The 14,109-nt window shown below is 59.7% G+C and carries 15 protein-coding genes; 4 read left to right on the top strand and 11 right to left on the bottom strand.

Features of this window, described 5'->3' with window-relative positions; genetic code table 11:
* Positions 1 to 27 precede the first annotated feature (27 nt).
* The gene (locus tag DV711_RS14995; RefSeq protein ID WP_114696534.1) at positions 28 to 729 is read right to left on the bottom strand and encodes a YggS family pyridoxal phosphate-dependent enzyme; all 702 of its coding nucleotides are present in this window, start codon (positions 727 to 729) and stop codon (positions 28 to 30) included.
* A 147-nt stretch (positions 730 to 876) separates the two neighbouring features.
* Here DV711_RS14995 and DV711_RS14990 point away from each other — a divergent pair, with 147 nt between their 5' ends.
* A complete protein-coding gene (locus tag DV711_RS14990; RefSeq protein ID WP_114696533.1) occupies positions 877 to 1,911 on the top strand; it encodes a type IV pilus twitching motility protein PilT in 1,035 nt (344 codons plus the stop codon).
* Between the two features lie 110 nt (positions 1,912 to 2,021).
* Positions 2,022 to 3,179 carry a PilT/PilU family type 4a pilus ATPase gene (locus DV711_RS14985; protein ID WP_114696532.1) on the top strand — a complete coding sequence of 386 codons (1,158 nt, stop codon included), beginning with the start codon at positions 2,022 to 2,024 and terminating at the stop codon, positions 3,177 to 3,179.
* Between the two features lie 57 nt (positions 3,180 to 3,236).
* Here DV711_RS14985 and DV711_RS14980 read toward each other — a convergent pair whose 3' ends face one another.
* A complete protein-coding gene (locus DV711_RS14980; protein ID WP_114696531.1) occupies positions 3,237 to 3,611 on the bottom strand; it encodes a nuclear transport factor 2 family protein in 375 nt (124 codons plus the stop codon).
* Positions 3,612 to 3,728: 117 nt separating this feature from the next.
* Between DV711_RS14980 and DV711_RS14975 the strand changes: the two genes are divergently transcribed.
* Entirely contained in the window at positions 3,729 to 4,592 is an 864-nt protein-coding gene (locus DV711_RS14975) for a LysR family transcriptional regulator (RefSeq protein WP_114696791.1), read from the top strand.
* 63 nt (positions 4,593 to 4,655) lie between these two features.
* Here DV711_RS14975 and DV711_RS14970 read toward each other — a convergent pair whose 3' ends face one another.
* The 5 genes from DV711_RS14970 to DV711_RS14950 are packed head-to-tail and all read right to left on the bottom strand — an operon-like array spanning position 4,656 to position 8,594.
* Positions 4,656 to 5,927 carry a dihydroorotase gene (locus tag DV711_RS14970; RefSeq protein WP_114696530.1) on the bottom strand — a complete coding sequence of 424 codons (1,272 nt, stop codon included), beginning with the start codon at positions 5,925 to 5,927 and terminating at the stop codon, positions 4,656 to 4,658.
* Positions 5,924 to 6,955 carry an aspartate carbamoyltransferase catalytic subunit gene (locus tag DV711_RS14965; RefSeq protein ID WP_114696529.1) on the bottom strand — a complete coding sequence of 344 codons (1,032 nt, stop codon included), beginning with the start codon at positions 6,953 to 6,955 and terminating at the stop codon, positions 5,924 to 5,926. Before DV711_RS14965 ends, DV711_RS14970 begins: the two co-directional genes overlap by 4 nt.
* Before the next feature lie 33 nt (positions 6,956 to 6,988).
* On the bottom strand, positions 6,989 to 7,510 hold the full coding sequence (gene pyrR, locus DV711_RS14960; RefSeq protein ID WP_114696528.1) for a bifunctional pyr operon transcriptional regulator/uracil phosphoribosyltransferase PyrR: 522 nt from the start codon (positions 7,508 to 7,510) through the stop codon (positions 6,989 to 6,991).
* Positions 7,510 to 7,962, bottom strand: coding sequence for a Holliday junction resolvase RuvX (gene ruvX, locus DV711_RS14955; RefSeq protein ID WP_114696527.1), 453 nt, complete (start codon positions 7,960 to 7,962; stop codon positions 7,510 to 7,512). The genes pyrR and ruvX overlap by 1 nt, the downstream gene beginning before the upstream one ends.
* A gap of 56 nt (positions 7,963 to 8,018) precedes the next feature.
* The gene (locus DV711_RS14950) at positions 8,019 to 8,594 is read right to left on the bottom strand and encodes a YqgE/AlgH family protein (RefSeq protein WP_114696526.1); all 576 of its coding nucleotides are present in this window, start codon (positions 8,592 to 8,594) and stop codon (positions 8,019 to 8,021) included.
* Between the two features lie 184 nt (positions 8,595 to 8,778).
* Between DV711_RS14950 and DV711_RS14945 the strand changes: the two genes are divergently transcribed.
* Complete coding sequence (locus DV711_RS14945) at positions 8,779 to 9,684, top strand: response regulator (protein ID WP_114696525.1); 906 nt, start codon at positions 8,779 to 8,781, stop codon at positions 9,682 to 9,684.
* A 12-nt stretch (positions 9,685 to 9,696) separates the two neighbouring features.
* Here DV711_RS14945 and DV711_RS14940 read toward each other — a convergent pair whose 3' ends face one another.
* The 4 genes from DV711_RS14940 to metK form a co-directional block, all read right to left on the bottom strand.
* A complete protein-coding gene (locus tag DV711_RS14940) occupies positions 9,697 to 10,659 on the bottom strand; it encodes an energy transducer TonB (protein ID WP_114696524.1) in 963 nt (320 codons plus the stop codon).
* 21 nt (positions 10,660 to 10,680) lie between these two features.
* On the bottom strand, positions 10,681 to 11,637 hold the full coding sequence (gene gshB, locus DV711_RS14935; protein WP_114696523.1) for a glutathione synthase: 957 nt from the start codon (positions 11,635 to 11,637) through the stop codon (positions 10,681 to 10,683).
* Between the two features lie 145 nt (positions 11,638 to 11,782).
* A complete protein-coding gene (locus DV711_RS14930; RefSeq protein ID WP_114696522.1) occupies positions 11,783 to 12,511 on the bottom strand; it encodes a 16S rRNA (uracil(1498)-N(3))-methyltransferase in 729 nt (242 codons plus the stop codon).
* Positions 12,512 to 12,523: 12 nt separating this feature from the next.
* Positions 12,524 to 13,684 (bottom strand): methionine adenosyltransferase, encoded by a 1,161-nt coding sequence (gene metK, locus DV711_RS14925; protein ID WP_114696521.1) that lies wholly within the window; start codon positions 13,682 to 13,684, stop codon positions 12,524 to 12,526.
* Positions 13,685 to 14,109: the final 425 nt, after the last annotated feature.

Genomic DNA, 14,109 nt, shown 5'->3' with positions numbered 1-14,109 from the left:
GTGAATCCTTGTGTCTAAATTCTTAAGTCAGTCCTGCGGTCTGGCGTAGTCGCGGGCGCCGAAGATGGCGGTACCGATCCGCACCAGGGTCGAGCCTTCCGCCACCGCACTGACCAGGTCGCCGCTCATCCCCATCGATAGCGTATCCATCTGTGGCGCCAGCGCCTGCAGCTGCTCAAACAGTTGCCGCATCCGGGCAAAGGCCTCAAGCTGCCCCGCCTGATCCAGTCCGGCCGCAGGAATCGCCATCAAGCCCCGCAGCTGCAGGCCCGGCAGCTTGATCAGCTCGGCCACCAGCGCCGCCGCTTCATCCGGCGCCACCCCCGACTTACTCTGCTCATCGCTGATATTGATCTGCAGACAGACGTTCAGCGGCGCCTTGTCGGTGGGGCGTTGCTCGCTCAGACGACGGGCGATCTTGAGTCGATCGAGGGCGTGGAACCAGTCGAACTTCTCGGCCACCGCTCGGGTCTTGTTCGATTGCAGCGGACCGATAAAGTGCCAGCAGATCTCCAGCTCGGACAACTGCTCCATTTTCGGCAACGCATCCTGCAGGTAGTTCTCACCGAAATCCCGCTGACCGGCCTCGTAGGCTTCGCGCAGCATCTCTACCGGCTTGGTTTTACTGACCGCCAGCAATCCGACACTGCCTGCGGCACGACCGCTCCGTTGCTCTGCGTCACGGATCAAGTTCAAAGTCGAAGCGATGTTGGATGCTATGCTACTCATCAGATTGGCTTTCAGTAATAATGACGGCAACTGCAAAAACAGGCGCCCGGTGGTCAGGATGTAACCCCTCAGGAAAGACGGGTGCAGCCGATCTTCCCGCGGGGCACCACACTTTATTGGATTGGTTGAATAGGGTCCAGAGCTGCTATGGATATCACCGAACTCTTAACGTTCAGCGTTCAACAGAACGCGTCCGACCTACATATTTCCGCCGGCGTTCCGCCGATGATCCGGGTCGACGGCGATGTCCGTCGAATCAAGATGCCGGCCCTGGACCACAAGCAGGTTCATGGCCTGGTCTACGACATCATGAACGACAAGCAGCGCAAGGACTTCGAAGAGTTCTACGAGACCGACTTCTCGTTCGAAGTTCCCGGGCTGGCCCGCTTCCGTGTCAACGCCTTCAACCAGAACCGCGGTGCCGGTGCGGTATTTCGGACCATCCCGACCGACATCCTGTCGATGGAAACCCTCGGTATGGGCAAGGTATTCCAAGACCTGTCCTCCAAGCCTCGCGGGCTGGTACTGGTCACCGGTCCGACCGGCTCGGGTAAGTCCACCACCCTGGCGGCGATGGTCGATTACGTCAATGACACCCGCAACGACCATATCCTGACCATCGAAGACCCGATCGAATTCGTCCATGAGAGCAAGAAGTGCCTGGTCAACCAGCGTGAAGTGCACCGCGATACGCTGGGCTTTGCCGAGGCGCTGCGTTCGGCACTACGTGAAGACCCGGACATCATCCTGGTCGGTGAGATGCGAGATCTCGAGACCATCCGCTTGGCGCTGACCGCAGCCGAAACCGGCCACCTGGTGTTCGGCACCCTGCACACCACCTCGGCGGCCAAGACCATCGACCGGATCATCGACGTGTTCCCGAGCCAGGAGAAGGCGATGGTGCGCTCGATGTTGTCCGAATCACTGGAAGGGATCATCTCCCAGACCCTGCTGAAAAAACCCAAGGGAGGCCGGGTCGCGGCCCACGAGATCATGACTGGCACCCCGGCGATCCGGAACCTGATCCGTGAAGACAAGGTGGCCCAGATGTACTCGGCGATCCAGACCGGTGCCGCGTTCGGGATGCAGACCATGGACCAGTGTTTGCAAAATCTGCTGCAGAAAGGGCTGATCTCCCGTGAATCAGCGCGCGAAAAGGCTAAGATGCCGCAGAACTTCTAAATCAGTAGCGCACCGATCGGGAGACAATTGGCTGATTTCTTTAAGCCGAGAGGTTTCCCGACCCAAAATCGGTTAGGCTTGGTTCAATTTATTCGAACAGGTGAATATAAGTGGATTTTACCCAGCTTCTGAAGGTGATGGTTGAGCGTGACGCGTCGGATCTGTTTGTAACCGCCGGCGCCCAACCTAGTATCAAGGTCGATGGCACCGTCAAACCGCTGACCCGCGATCCGTTAACCGCCCGCCAGGCCCGTTCGCTGACCTACAGCACCATGAACGATGCCCAGCAATCCGAATTTGAAGCGACCCACGAGTGCAACTATGCCGTCAGTGCACCCGGCATCGGCCGCTTCCGGGTCAGCGCCTTCTTCCAGCGCAACTCGCCGGGCATGGTGCTGCGTCGGATCAAGAACGAAATCCCCAGCATGGAAGAGCTGCAGCTGCCGCCGATCATCCGCGATCTGGCCACCAGCAAGCGCGGCCTGATCCTGTTCGTCGGTGGTACCAGTACCGGTAAATCCACCTCGCTGGCGTCGATGATCGACTACCGTAACGAGAACACCAAGGGTCATATCATCTGTATCGAAGACCCGATCGAATTTATCCATGATCACAAGAAGTGCATCATGACCCAGCGCGAAGTGGGCATCGACACCCCCAGCTTCGACGTGGCGTTGAAAAACACCCTGCGTCAGGCACCGGACGTGATTCTGATGGGTGAGATCCGCTCCAAGGAGACGATGCAGTACGGCCTCCAGTTCGCCGAGACCGGCCACCTCTGTCTGGCCACCCTGCACGCCAACAACGCCAACCAGGCGCTGGACCGGATTATCAGTTTCTTCCCGCCCGAGCACCACGACCAGCTGTGGATGGACCTGTCGCTGAACATGAAAGCGATCGTGGCCCAACAGCTGCTGCCACGGGCCGATGGTAAGGGCCGAATCGCCGCTGTCGAGGTTCTGATCAACTCGCCGCTGGCCTCGGACCTGATCCGTAAAGCGAATGTCCACGAGCTCAAAGAGCTGATGAAGAAGTCCACCAATATCGGGATGCAGACCTTCGACCAGTCGCTCTACAAGCTGTTCGAACAGGGCAAGGTCACCTATGAAGATGCGCTGGCCCATGCCGATTCGGCCAATGACCTGCGCCTGATGATCAAGCTATCGGCCGAAACCAACCCGCAGCTGCAGGACCAGATCAGCAGCTCCGACGATGGCGAGATGTTCTTCCTCCAGGATGAGGATGATTTCCTGAACGATCCTCGCTAAATCGAGACACGCCCAATGACTCCAGCGTGGGTCATTGGGCCGATCCAGCAATACTGATTAACGCTCGCCCTGCACCTCAAAGTCATCGCTGGCCAGACGCGCTACGCCGTCGGTATCCAGCACCCAAAGCTCCCGATGAACCACCCCGAACGCCTTGTTCATGGTCCAGCGTGAACTGAGGATATAGCCCTCGCCATCGGCGGGCTCCCACTTCACCTCGGTGTAATCCACCTCGGCAAAGCCCTGATCGATAATGTTCTGCCAGAAGGCCTGAATTTCGTCTCGACCGGTAAAGGTCCCGAACGGGCGAGCCTGCATCACCGCATCCTCTTGGTACTGGGCCGCGCAACCCGCCGCATCCTGGTTGTTGAAAGCGTGTTGCCAGGTGGCGATGCCGTCTTTGCAGGCCTGGAGCAGATCATCTTCGGACATGGGAATTCCTCGCTAAGCATGAATCGATAAAGGATCAGTAATCGCAGCTTAGCCCCGGCATTGAGAACAAAAAACAGCCATATTAAAATTCATTGTTCTATTTTTACGGACAATATGATGAATCAGCTGCGACCCATGGCGGTCTTCGCCCGCATTGTCGAATCCGGTTCGATCACCGCGGCGGCCGACTCGCTGCAACTGTCTAAATCCGTGGTCAGCCAACACCTGAAGAGCTTAGAAAAGGAGCTGGGAGTCACGCTGCTTAAACGGACGACTCGGCGCCAAAACCTGACCTCGGCGGGCGAAGCCTTCTATCAGCACTGTCGGGAGATCAACCGACTCGCCGAACAGGCTTGGCAACAGGCTCGCGAAGAGCAGGAGATACCGAAGGGAAAACTGCGCATTACCGCCCCCCACGCGCTGATGGGGCCGCTGGTGGCACCAACGGTGGCCACACTGATACGACGCTATCCGCTGCTGCAACCGGAGCTGATCAGTAGCGATCGTCATCTAGACCTGGCAGCCGAGAATATCGACTTGGCGATTCGGGTGGGACCCTCCCAAGACAGTCGGATCAGGCAGCGCCGCATCGGGCAGTTTCGGGACGTACTCTGCGCCAGCCAACAGCTGCTGAGTACCGAACCCCTATCCCAACTGGACTATATCGCCAACACCTGGCAACGCGAGCAGATCGATCATCAACTGGTGGATGAGCAGGGAAACCCCAAGCATTACCACGCCCAGGCCCGCTGCCGGGCCGACTCCTTCGATGCCTGCCTGGCGCTGCTCGAATCGGGCGCTGGGATCGGCCTGATACCGGACTTCAAACTGGACCAGCATCGCCCCCGGCTAGCCGAACTCTTCCCCGGCTATCGGTTGCCGTTAAATCCGGTTTACGCGCTGCACACCTTCGAGCGGCAACTGCCGCTGAGTGTGCAGCTGTGTATCGAAGAGATCGCGCAGCGGTTCGACCAGGGCTGAGCCACTCATCCTTGAGCCACGCCCTGCGTCGGTTCTCGAACAGGGTGGCTCAAAAACCGGGGATCAGCGCGAGTAGACCAGCTCACCGGCCAGCAACGTATGGCTGACCTGCCCCTGCAGCTGCTGCTCCCAGAACGGCGTGTTGGTACCGACCGACACGTTGGTCTGCGAATCCAGCTGCCAAGCCTGTTCGGGATCGAAGATACAGATATCCGCCGACGCACCGACACCCAGTTGGCCCCGGTCGAGCCCCAGAATCCGAGCCGGCTCAACACTAAGCAGCGTCACCAGTTCCGACAGTTGCAGTAGATCCTGCTCGACCAACTGCAGGCCCAACGGCAGCAGGGTCTGAAGCCCGATCATGCCCGGCTCGGTCACGCTAAACGGTGCCGCCTTGGCCGAGGCTTCGTGGGGTTGATGATCGGAACACAGGGCGCTGATTCCGCCACGGACCAACGCGGCCCGCAAGCCTGCCCGTTCGGCTTCGGAACGCAGCGGCGGCGACAGGTGGTAGCGCCCATCGAACCCTTCCAGCGCACCGTCATCCAACAGCAACTGATGAACCGCCAGATCACAGCTGACCGCCTGGCCCCGCTCACGGGCCTCTTCGATCATCTTGATCGAGCGCTCGCAGGAGAGCTGGCCAAAGTGCAGCCGCGCACCGGCCTGCTCGGCCAGCAGCAGGTAACGGGAGACTTCCAGGGTCTCGGCTACCGCCGGAATACCCTCCAAGCCGAGCCGCATCGCCATCGCCCCGTCGTGGGCACAGCCACTGCTCAGCGACGGCTCCTGCGGACGTACAAACACCAGCAGATCGTGGGTAGCGGCATATTCCAGACAGCGCAGCAGGGTCTGGGCACTGGCGACACCGGCACCGACGTTGCTGAAGCCGACACAACCTGCCGCCTTCAACGCCATCATATTGGCCAGCTGCTCGCCTTCCAGCCCTTTGGTCAAAGCCCCCAGCGGCAGCACCTGAACCAATCCGGCCTCGGCGGCACGGTCCTGAATCAGCCGTGCCACGGCCGGCGTATCCAACACCGGCTGGGTCTGAGGTGGGCAGCACAGCGTCGTCACGCCACCGGCGGCTGCGGCACCACTTTCGCTGGCAATCGTGCCTTTCTGGGTCTGGCCCGGCTCGCGCAGGAACGCCTGCAGGTCAATCAGTCCGGGACAAACGATCTGGCCGCCGGCATCGATGGTCCGATCCGCCACAAACCCGTCCGGCGCCTCACCAACGGCCAGCACCTTACCCTGCTGCAGGTACAGATCGAGCTGGGCATCGATGTCGTTGGCCGGATCGATCAGGCGGCCGCCCTGAATTACTGTATTCATCGGTTTCCTTCGTCTGCTTGCGCCTGATTGTTTTCTTGGCTCTGCGCCTGGGCTTGGGTCTGCTGGCCGCTGACCGCCATCGACATCACCGCCATCCGGGTCGCGACCCCGTAACCGACCTGTTTCAGGATCAGTGACTGGGCACCGTCGGCCACCTCGGACTCGATCTCAACTCCACGGTTGATCGGTCCGGGGTGCATCACGATGGCACCGGGATTGGCCAGCGCCAACCGCTCACGACTCAGACCATAGAGCTTGTAGAACTCGCCCTGGGACGGCAGGAAGGCGCTCTGCATCCGCTCCAGCTGCAGCCGCAGCATGATCACCACGTCCACATCCTTGAGTCCCTCACCCAGATCGCTGTAGACCTTGACCCCGAGACTGTCGACATCGGTCGGCAGCAGGGTCTTCGGTGCGATCAGGCGAACTTCGTCGGCGCCGAGAGTATTGAGTGCATGGATCTGCGAGCGGGCCACCCGGGAATGCAGGATATCGCCAACGATAGCAACTTTAAGCGGCTCAAAGGCCCCTTTATGCCGACGGATGGTAAGCATATCGAGCATCGCCTGGGTCGGGTGGGCATGACGGCCGTCACCGGCGTTGATGATCGCCACATTCGGGGTCACATGCTGGGCGATAAAGTGAGCCGCGCCGCTGTTGGGGTGGCGGACCACGAACATATCCGAGTGCATCGCCTCCAGGTTCCACAGCGTGTCACGCAGGGTTTCACCCTTGGAGGTGGCCGAGGTGGCAATATCGAGGTTGAGCACGTCAGCCGACAGCCGCTTGGCCGCCAACTCAAAGGTACTGCGAGTCCGGGTGCTGTTCTCGAAGAACAGGTTGATCACCGTCTTGCCGCGCAGCAGCGGTACTTTCTTGACCGACTGGGCCCCCATATCGACGAACGAGTCGGCGGTATTGAGGATGTCGGTCAGCAGCTCGCAGCTCAGCCCCTCGGTAGTAAGAAAATGACGCAGCTGGCCCTGTTCATTCAGTTGCAGCTGCAGACTATCGGTCACGGGATTCATCGACTGGGAATTCCAATTAGGGTGAATAAGGGCCTAGTGACTTTGCCAGGCTTGACGTTGTACCAGCTGCAGGCTCAGTGGCTCCGGTCCGGACAGCTTGATCTGCTGCCCCGGATCCAGCTTGAAGGTCTTACCGACGATATCAGCCTGGATCGGCAACTCCTGGGCCTGCAGATCAAGCAGGGTCATCAAGGTGACGGAGGCGGGGCGGCCATAATCGAACAGTTCGTTGAGGGCTGCCCGTACGGTTCGACCGCTCATCAGCACATCGTCGATCAGGACGATGTCGCGCTCCTCGGTGGCAAACGGCAACGCCGACGGCTGCACCTTGGGGTTCAGTCCGATCCGGGTAAAATCGTCGCGGTAGAAACTGATATCCAGTACCCCGACCGGATCCTGCAGCTCCAGATGCTGCTGCACCCGCTCGGCCAGCCAGACGCCGCCGGTTCGGATACCCACCAGCATCGGGTTGTCGATGCCGCGCTGTTCCAGTAATCCTTTGAGCTGCTCTGTCATCTGCTCGAGCAACTGCTCTACATCTATACGTTCGGGCATCAGGGGGTTCCTTGCGGTTGGGTCAGTTTATCCAGGCTCGAGCGGTGTTCCGGCTCGCGGAACCAGCTCTCCAGTATCAGCTGTGCAGCCAAGCCGTCCATCGAATGTTTCTTGAAGTCCGCTTCACCACCGCCATCCAGGTGAATCCCCTTGGCTTCGTGGCTGCTCAAGCGTTCATCGGTGAGGTAGCTGGGACGGTCAAACCGGGCATGCAGGCGGTTGGCAAACTTGCGGGCGCGGTAGGACATCTCGCACAGGGTGCCGTCCATATTGAGCGGCAATCCGACCACAAAGGCTTCCGGCTGCCACTCCTTGAACAGGGCTTCAATTTGGCCCCAGTCAGGGACCCCATCTTTTGCGGCAATAGGCTTCAACGGCGTTGCCGTTGCGGTAATCGCCTGCCCCACGGCCACCCCGAACCGGGTGGTGCCAAAGTCAAATGCCAGTATCAAAAAGCTGCCCGCTGTCGATCAAATGTCGAATGGTTGGCGGCTGGAGCGGGCTTGAATCAAGCGTGTCCGCTTTCGGCAGTCAGCAGGTCCAGATTGACCCCGAGCTTACCGGCAGCCGCGCCGAGCCGCTGCTGCGACTCGGTGGCGAACAGTATATCCAAATCGGCCGGACAACTTAACCAACTGTTGTGCAGGATCTCCTGCTCCAGCTGTCCAGCCCCCCAGCCGGCATAGCCGAGGGTGATCAGATAGTGCTCCGGCCCCCACCCCTCGGCAATCGCCCGCAGAATATCCACCGAGGTGGTCAACTGCAGCCGCTCGGTCACCGCATAACTGGAGTTCCACAGGTGTTCGGTGGGGCTGTGTAGAATAAAGCCCCGTTCGACCTGCACCGGGCCTCCGGCGTAGATCTGTCGCTGGCCGTCGTGCAGCGGCTCGATCGAGATCTCCAGGTGTCCCAGGATCTCCTTGAACGAGAGGTCCATCGGCCGATTGACGATCAATCCCATCGCCCCCTGCTCGTTGTGCTCGCAGATATAGGTCAGCGACTGCTCGAAGAAGCGGTCCTTCAAATGGGGCATTGAGATCAGGAAATGATCGCAAAGATTGCTGTTCGATTCGGTAGGATCCATAAAACAAGTATCAACCCAGTCCGGCAAAGACACAAGGTGAAGCGGCAAGCAGCGCGCCGAGGCGCACAATTGCGCGCAATCCGGGCGAAGGATCAGGAACCGGTAGAAAAGACTTGATGGCCACTAGAGTGTCGCCTTCGGCTCGGGTATCCTCAGGGATCTGAGACGGTTATAAGGAATTAAAATGGCAAAACTCAGAGTGCTGGTAGTCGACGATGCGGCCTTTATCCGGGAGATGGTCAAGAAGACCATTCGCACCCGTTTCCCCGATTTTCAGGTGGAAGATGCCATTAATGGCCGCAAAGCCCAGCAACTGATGACCAAGTCAGACTTCGATCTGGTGCTGTGCGACTGGGAGATGCCGGAGATGTCCGGTATCGAGCTGCTCAGCTGGGTCCGCCAGGAACACAAATCCCGTGTGCCTTTTGTGATGGTGACCAGCCGCGGCGATAAAGCCAACGTGGTCGAAGCGATCCAGGCCGGAGTGACCGACTATATCGGCAAACCATTCTCCAACGAAGGCCTGTTGAACAAGGTGATCAAGGTGCTCGGCAAGCACCATAATCTTCGCAGCGACAGCCGCAGCAGCGGGACCGGCCGTGTTGCCGACGGCTCCATCGATGCCCTGACCGGCGGTGCCAAGGCGAAACAGGCGCCGCCACGCCAACCTCAAAAACCGACTCCCGCAGCGACTCAAGCCAGTCCCAAGGCCACGCCCCCCAAGATGCCCAAACCCGCCACCGTGCGTGGTAGCGCTCATCTGCGATTCGGCAGCACCATCAGCGCCTGCGATATCACCGCATTAAGCCTGAAACAGATCGTACTGCAGTGCAAAGTCAGCCAGGGACTGCCGGCGATTCTGGAAAATGTAGTGGTGGATCTGGAGCAACCCGGTGCCCAGGAAAACAGCGAGGTGGCTCGCCTGAACGCCATCGTGCATACGCTGCAGGCGCAGGATACCAGTCCGGACTGCGAACTGGTCAGCGTCACGGTAACCATCGTCGATCAGGATCCGCAGAAACTGGCCTATATGTCGAAGATGATCGCCCGCGGTACCACCCAGAGCGGCTTTATTCCGGCGGCTAACTAAGCCGCCGCGACCTTACTGCCGAATACCGATTCGGGCCCGTTCGAACTTCCAGGTCCGGATAATCTCCACCCGATCCGCATGCTTGCGCAGCTCCGGGCCAAAACTGTCATAGGGCGCTGCCAGCCGGACGATTCGGCGAGCGGAATCATCCAGCACCCGATAGCCCGAACTCTTCAATACCTCCACCCGATCCAGACTGCCGTCCGGGCGGATCACCACCAGCAGTCGCAAGTGGCCGTAGAGCTTGCGCTGTCGCGCCTCCTCGGGGTAGTTCAGATTCCCGACCCGTTCGACCTTGGCACGCCAGGCATCCAGGTATTGGGCATCAAACGCCTCGCGGGTCGAGGCCGAGGTCAGACGTCGAATCCGGGGAGAATCGGCCCGCTCCTGGCGCAGACTGTCCAGTTTCGCTTCCAGACTGGCGATCTCCAACGACCGCGCCAACAACGACGAGCTGACCCCGGTGGCTTCGTCAGCCGCCTGGGGCGGAGGGGGGACGCTTGATGACTGCACCTTACGGCTGTCAGCCTGGGTACTGAGCTGTTCGGGCTGGGCCTGGTTCAGCGAAGGAGTTTGCGAGGGTTGAGGTTCCGGGGTGGGCTGGTTGACGCTCTGCGGTTGCGGGGCCCGAATCAGCTCCAACGGGCTGGGCGCCACCCCCGGTGCGATCGCCTCGCTCTGGTTGTTCTGGAACGGCGCCAGCTCCTTGGTGGTGGGTAAGGCTTTCTCCTGCTGTTCACCACTGCCGATCTGGTTGTGCTGGGCAATAAAGTCGGCCTTTTCCGGCGCCAGATCGCTACGGAACTGGGCCAGGGTTACTTCCAGGGTCTTCGCGACCGGCGTCGGTTGCTCATCCTCAAAACCAACCCCAAGTACGATCAGGGCATGGATCGCCACCGCGACAAAAAGGGTAAACCCCAACCGATCGTTGGGTCCGACCCGAGGTCCGTTCAATACCGGTGTGCTCTGACTCATCGCTCTCCCAACCGACCCGGCTTATCCGACCGAATCCAGCCGATCGGCGATAGCATCCATCAGCTGCCCGGCGATATCCAGGCCGAACTGATCGTTCAACTCGCGAATACAGGTCGGGCTGGTGACATTAATCTCGGTCAGGTAATCACCAATCACATCCAGACCGACGAACAACAGCCCCAGCTCCTGAATCACCGGCTTGACCTGCTCGCAGATCCAGCGATCACGATCACTCAGCGGTCGTCCAACCCCGGTACCTCCGGCTGCCAGATTACCGCGGGTCTCTCCCTGGGACGGAATCCGTGCCAGAGTGTAGTCGACCGGTTCGCCGTCGATCAGCAGAATCCGCTTGTCGCCATCGCTGATCTCCGGAATAAACCGCTGCGCCATGATCTGCTGACGACCGTGGTCGGTCAGGGTTTCGAGCACCACATTGAGATTCGGATCGTCCTCACGAACGCGGAAGATCGAACTGCCACCCATACCGTCCAGCGGTTTGAAGATCACATCCTGATGTTCGGCGTGGAAATCCTTCAGCAACTGCGGATCGCGGCTGACCAGCACCGGCGGGCAGCACTGCGGGAACTGGGTCGCAAACAGCTTTTCGTTACAGTCGCGCAACCGCTGCGGCGGATTGACCACCATCAGGCCGTCACGCTCGGCCTGCTCCAGCAGATGGGTGCTGTAGAGATACTCGTTGTCGAACGGCGGGTCCTTGCGCATCAGCACCACATCCAGCTCGGTCAACGGCAGGTGCTGATACTCACCCCGTTCGAACCAGTCGTTGGGATCCCGCTTCACGCTCAGCTCGGCCATCTTGCCCATCGCCACACCGTCACGCAGGTAGAGACCGGATTGCTCCAGATAGTACAGCTGCCAGCCGCGATCCTGGGCGGCCCAGAGCATCGCCAGGGTACTGTCTTTCTTGTAGGTGATCGCTTCGATCGGGTCCATGACCACGCCAAGTTTCAGGCTCATCGATTAGGTTCCTAAGGATCGGTTAACAGGTGCAATAGCGGCATAGTACCAGAGCCGGTACGATTTTCAGCCGTGTCCAGACGAATCCGCCAAGACGGCAGGATTAACTTATAGAATGGGGATCGGTGCCGCAGGTTCAACCCGGCTAACCCAGATCGCCCCAAAGATAATGCAGTAATGTCAGCGCCGCCACCGGTGCAGTTTCGGTACGCAGCACCCTTGGCCCCAACTGCAGCGACTCGAATCCGGCGGCACGGGCCCGTTCGATCTCGGCCTCTTCGAGCCCCCCTTCCGGACCGATCAGCAAAGCCACCGAATCGGGGGCCTGCCGCTGTCCCAGCGGCATTTCAGCATCGGGATGTAGCACCAGCTTGAGTGGAGCCTCGGTCTGCGCCACCCAGCTGTCGAGCGATTGCGGCAAGGAGATCTCGGGGACACGGGTACGGCCGGACTGCTCGCAGGCGCTGATGGCGACCTGCTGCCAGTGCTGACGCCGCTTCTGTTGTCGGTCGGCGGGCAGTTTGACCTCACAACGCTGACTAAACAGCGGCACGATCCGATCGACACCCAGCTCGGTGGCTTTCTGGATCGCATAGTCCATCCGCTCACCTCGGGACAGCACCTGCCCCAGCTCGACCTTGAGCGGCGACTCCACCGGACGCTGCAACGCCTCACCGACCCGCACGCTGACCGAACGTTTGCTCAGTTCCAGCAGCTCGGCCCGATGCTCGTTGCCGTTGCCGTCGAACAGCACCACCGAATCACCGGGGCGCATCCGCAGTGCTCGCCCCAGATGCTGGGTCGCACTGTCGTTCAGAGACAACTCAGCCCCTGGAATAAGGGGCTGAGGTTCGTAGACGCGGGGGGATCGCAACGCGAACTCCGCTTAGAGGCCCGCGGCCTGGCGCAACGCCTCGGCCTTGTCGGTCCGCTCCCAGGTAAATTCCGGCAGCTCACGACCGAAGTGACCGTAAGCGGCGGTGGCACGGTAGATCGGGCGTTTCAGGTCCAGCATCTCGATCAGGCCGCGCGGGCGCAGATCGAAGTGCTCGCGTACCAGGGTGACGATGCGATCGTCGTCGATCTTGCCGGTACCGAAGGTGTTGACGCTGATCGAGGTCGGCTCGGCCACGCCGATGGCGTAGGAAACCTGGACTTCGCAACGCTCGGCCAGGCCGGCAGCAACGATGTTCTTGGCCACGTAACGACCGGCATAGGCGGCCGAACGGTCAACCTTGGATGGATCCTTACCGGAGAAAGCACCACCACCATGACGGGCCATGCCGCCGTAGGTATCAACGATAATCTTACGGCCGGTCACACCACAGTCACCCATCGGACCACCGATGATGAACTGGCCGGTGGGGTTGATATGGAACTCGGTATCCTTGTGCAACCATTCCGCCGGCAGCACATGCTGGATAATCTCTTCCATCACCGCTTCGCGAATGTCGGCCTGAGCCACTTCCGGGCTGTGTTGGGTCGACAGCACCACCGCATCGACAGCCACCGGCTTACCGTTTTCATAGCGCAGCGTGACCTGAGACTTGGCGTCCGGACGCAACCAGGGTAATACGCCCTTCTTGCGCAGCTGGGCTTGACGCTCAACCAGACGGTGGGAGTAGAAGATCGGTGCCGGCATCAGCACCTCGGTTTCGTTGGTGGCGTAACCGAACATCAGGCCCTGGTCACCGGCCCCCAGATCTTTGTCCTCGGCTTCGTCAACACCGACGGCGATATCCACCGACTGCTTACCGATCGCGTTCAAAACCGCACAGGAAGCGCCGTCAAAGCCGACTTCGGAGCTGTTGTAGCCGATATCCAGAATAACCTGGCGGACAATGTCCTCCAGATCAACGTAAGTGGAGGTACGCACTTCACCGGCGATAACCGCCATCCCGGTTTTAACCAGGGTCTCAACCGCAACGCGGGAGTTGGGATCATCCTTGAGGATCGCGTCCAGTACCGCATCGGAGATCTGGTCGGCCATTTTATCCGGATGCCCTTCGGACACGGATTCGGAGGTGAAGAGAGAATAAGTGCTCATCGTATTTCCTTAATAATTGAATGCGTTGTCGATCTCCGCACAACCATTGATAGCGAGATCGCGCCAACACAGTGACTTAATTACCAAGCTGGGAGCCGTTAAAACAGACGGGCTTTGGAGGAATCCTGAGGAGATTCCGAGAAGACAACCGGGATCGCCCGACTCCAGAGTGGGGCCGCAATCATAACGCCATTCCCGCCGCCACGCACTACGTTCGATGTAAATAAGACTCATATCCGATGATCAAGGTCAATTTGACCTCTGGTTAGTTCGTAAACAGCGCTACATCCGTCTCTCGATCGAGCAGATCGATATTTTTCAGCTCAAATCGAGCTTTTTTTACGCTCTGGATTTGAAGCCACCCCGCGAGTACGAGAGAATACGCACCTATTTTTTTATCGCGTTTTTAAATTATCGGGACTTCC

Origin of the sequence: Motiliproteus coralliicola, assembly GCF_003345655.1 — a bacterium.
Taxonomy (GTDB): Bacteria; Pseudomonadota; Gammaproteobacteria; order Pseudomonadales; family Balneatricaceae; genus Motiliproteus; species Motiliproteus coralliicola.
This window is presented reverse-complemented; position numbering and strand designations above follow the sequence as displayed.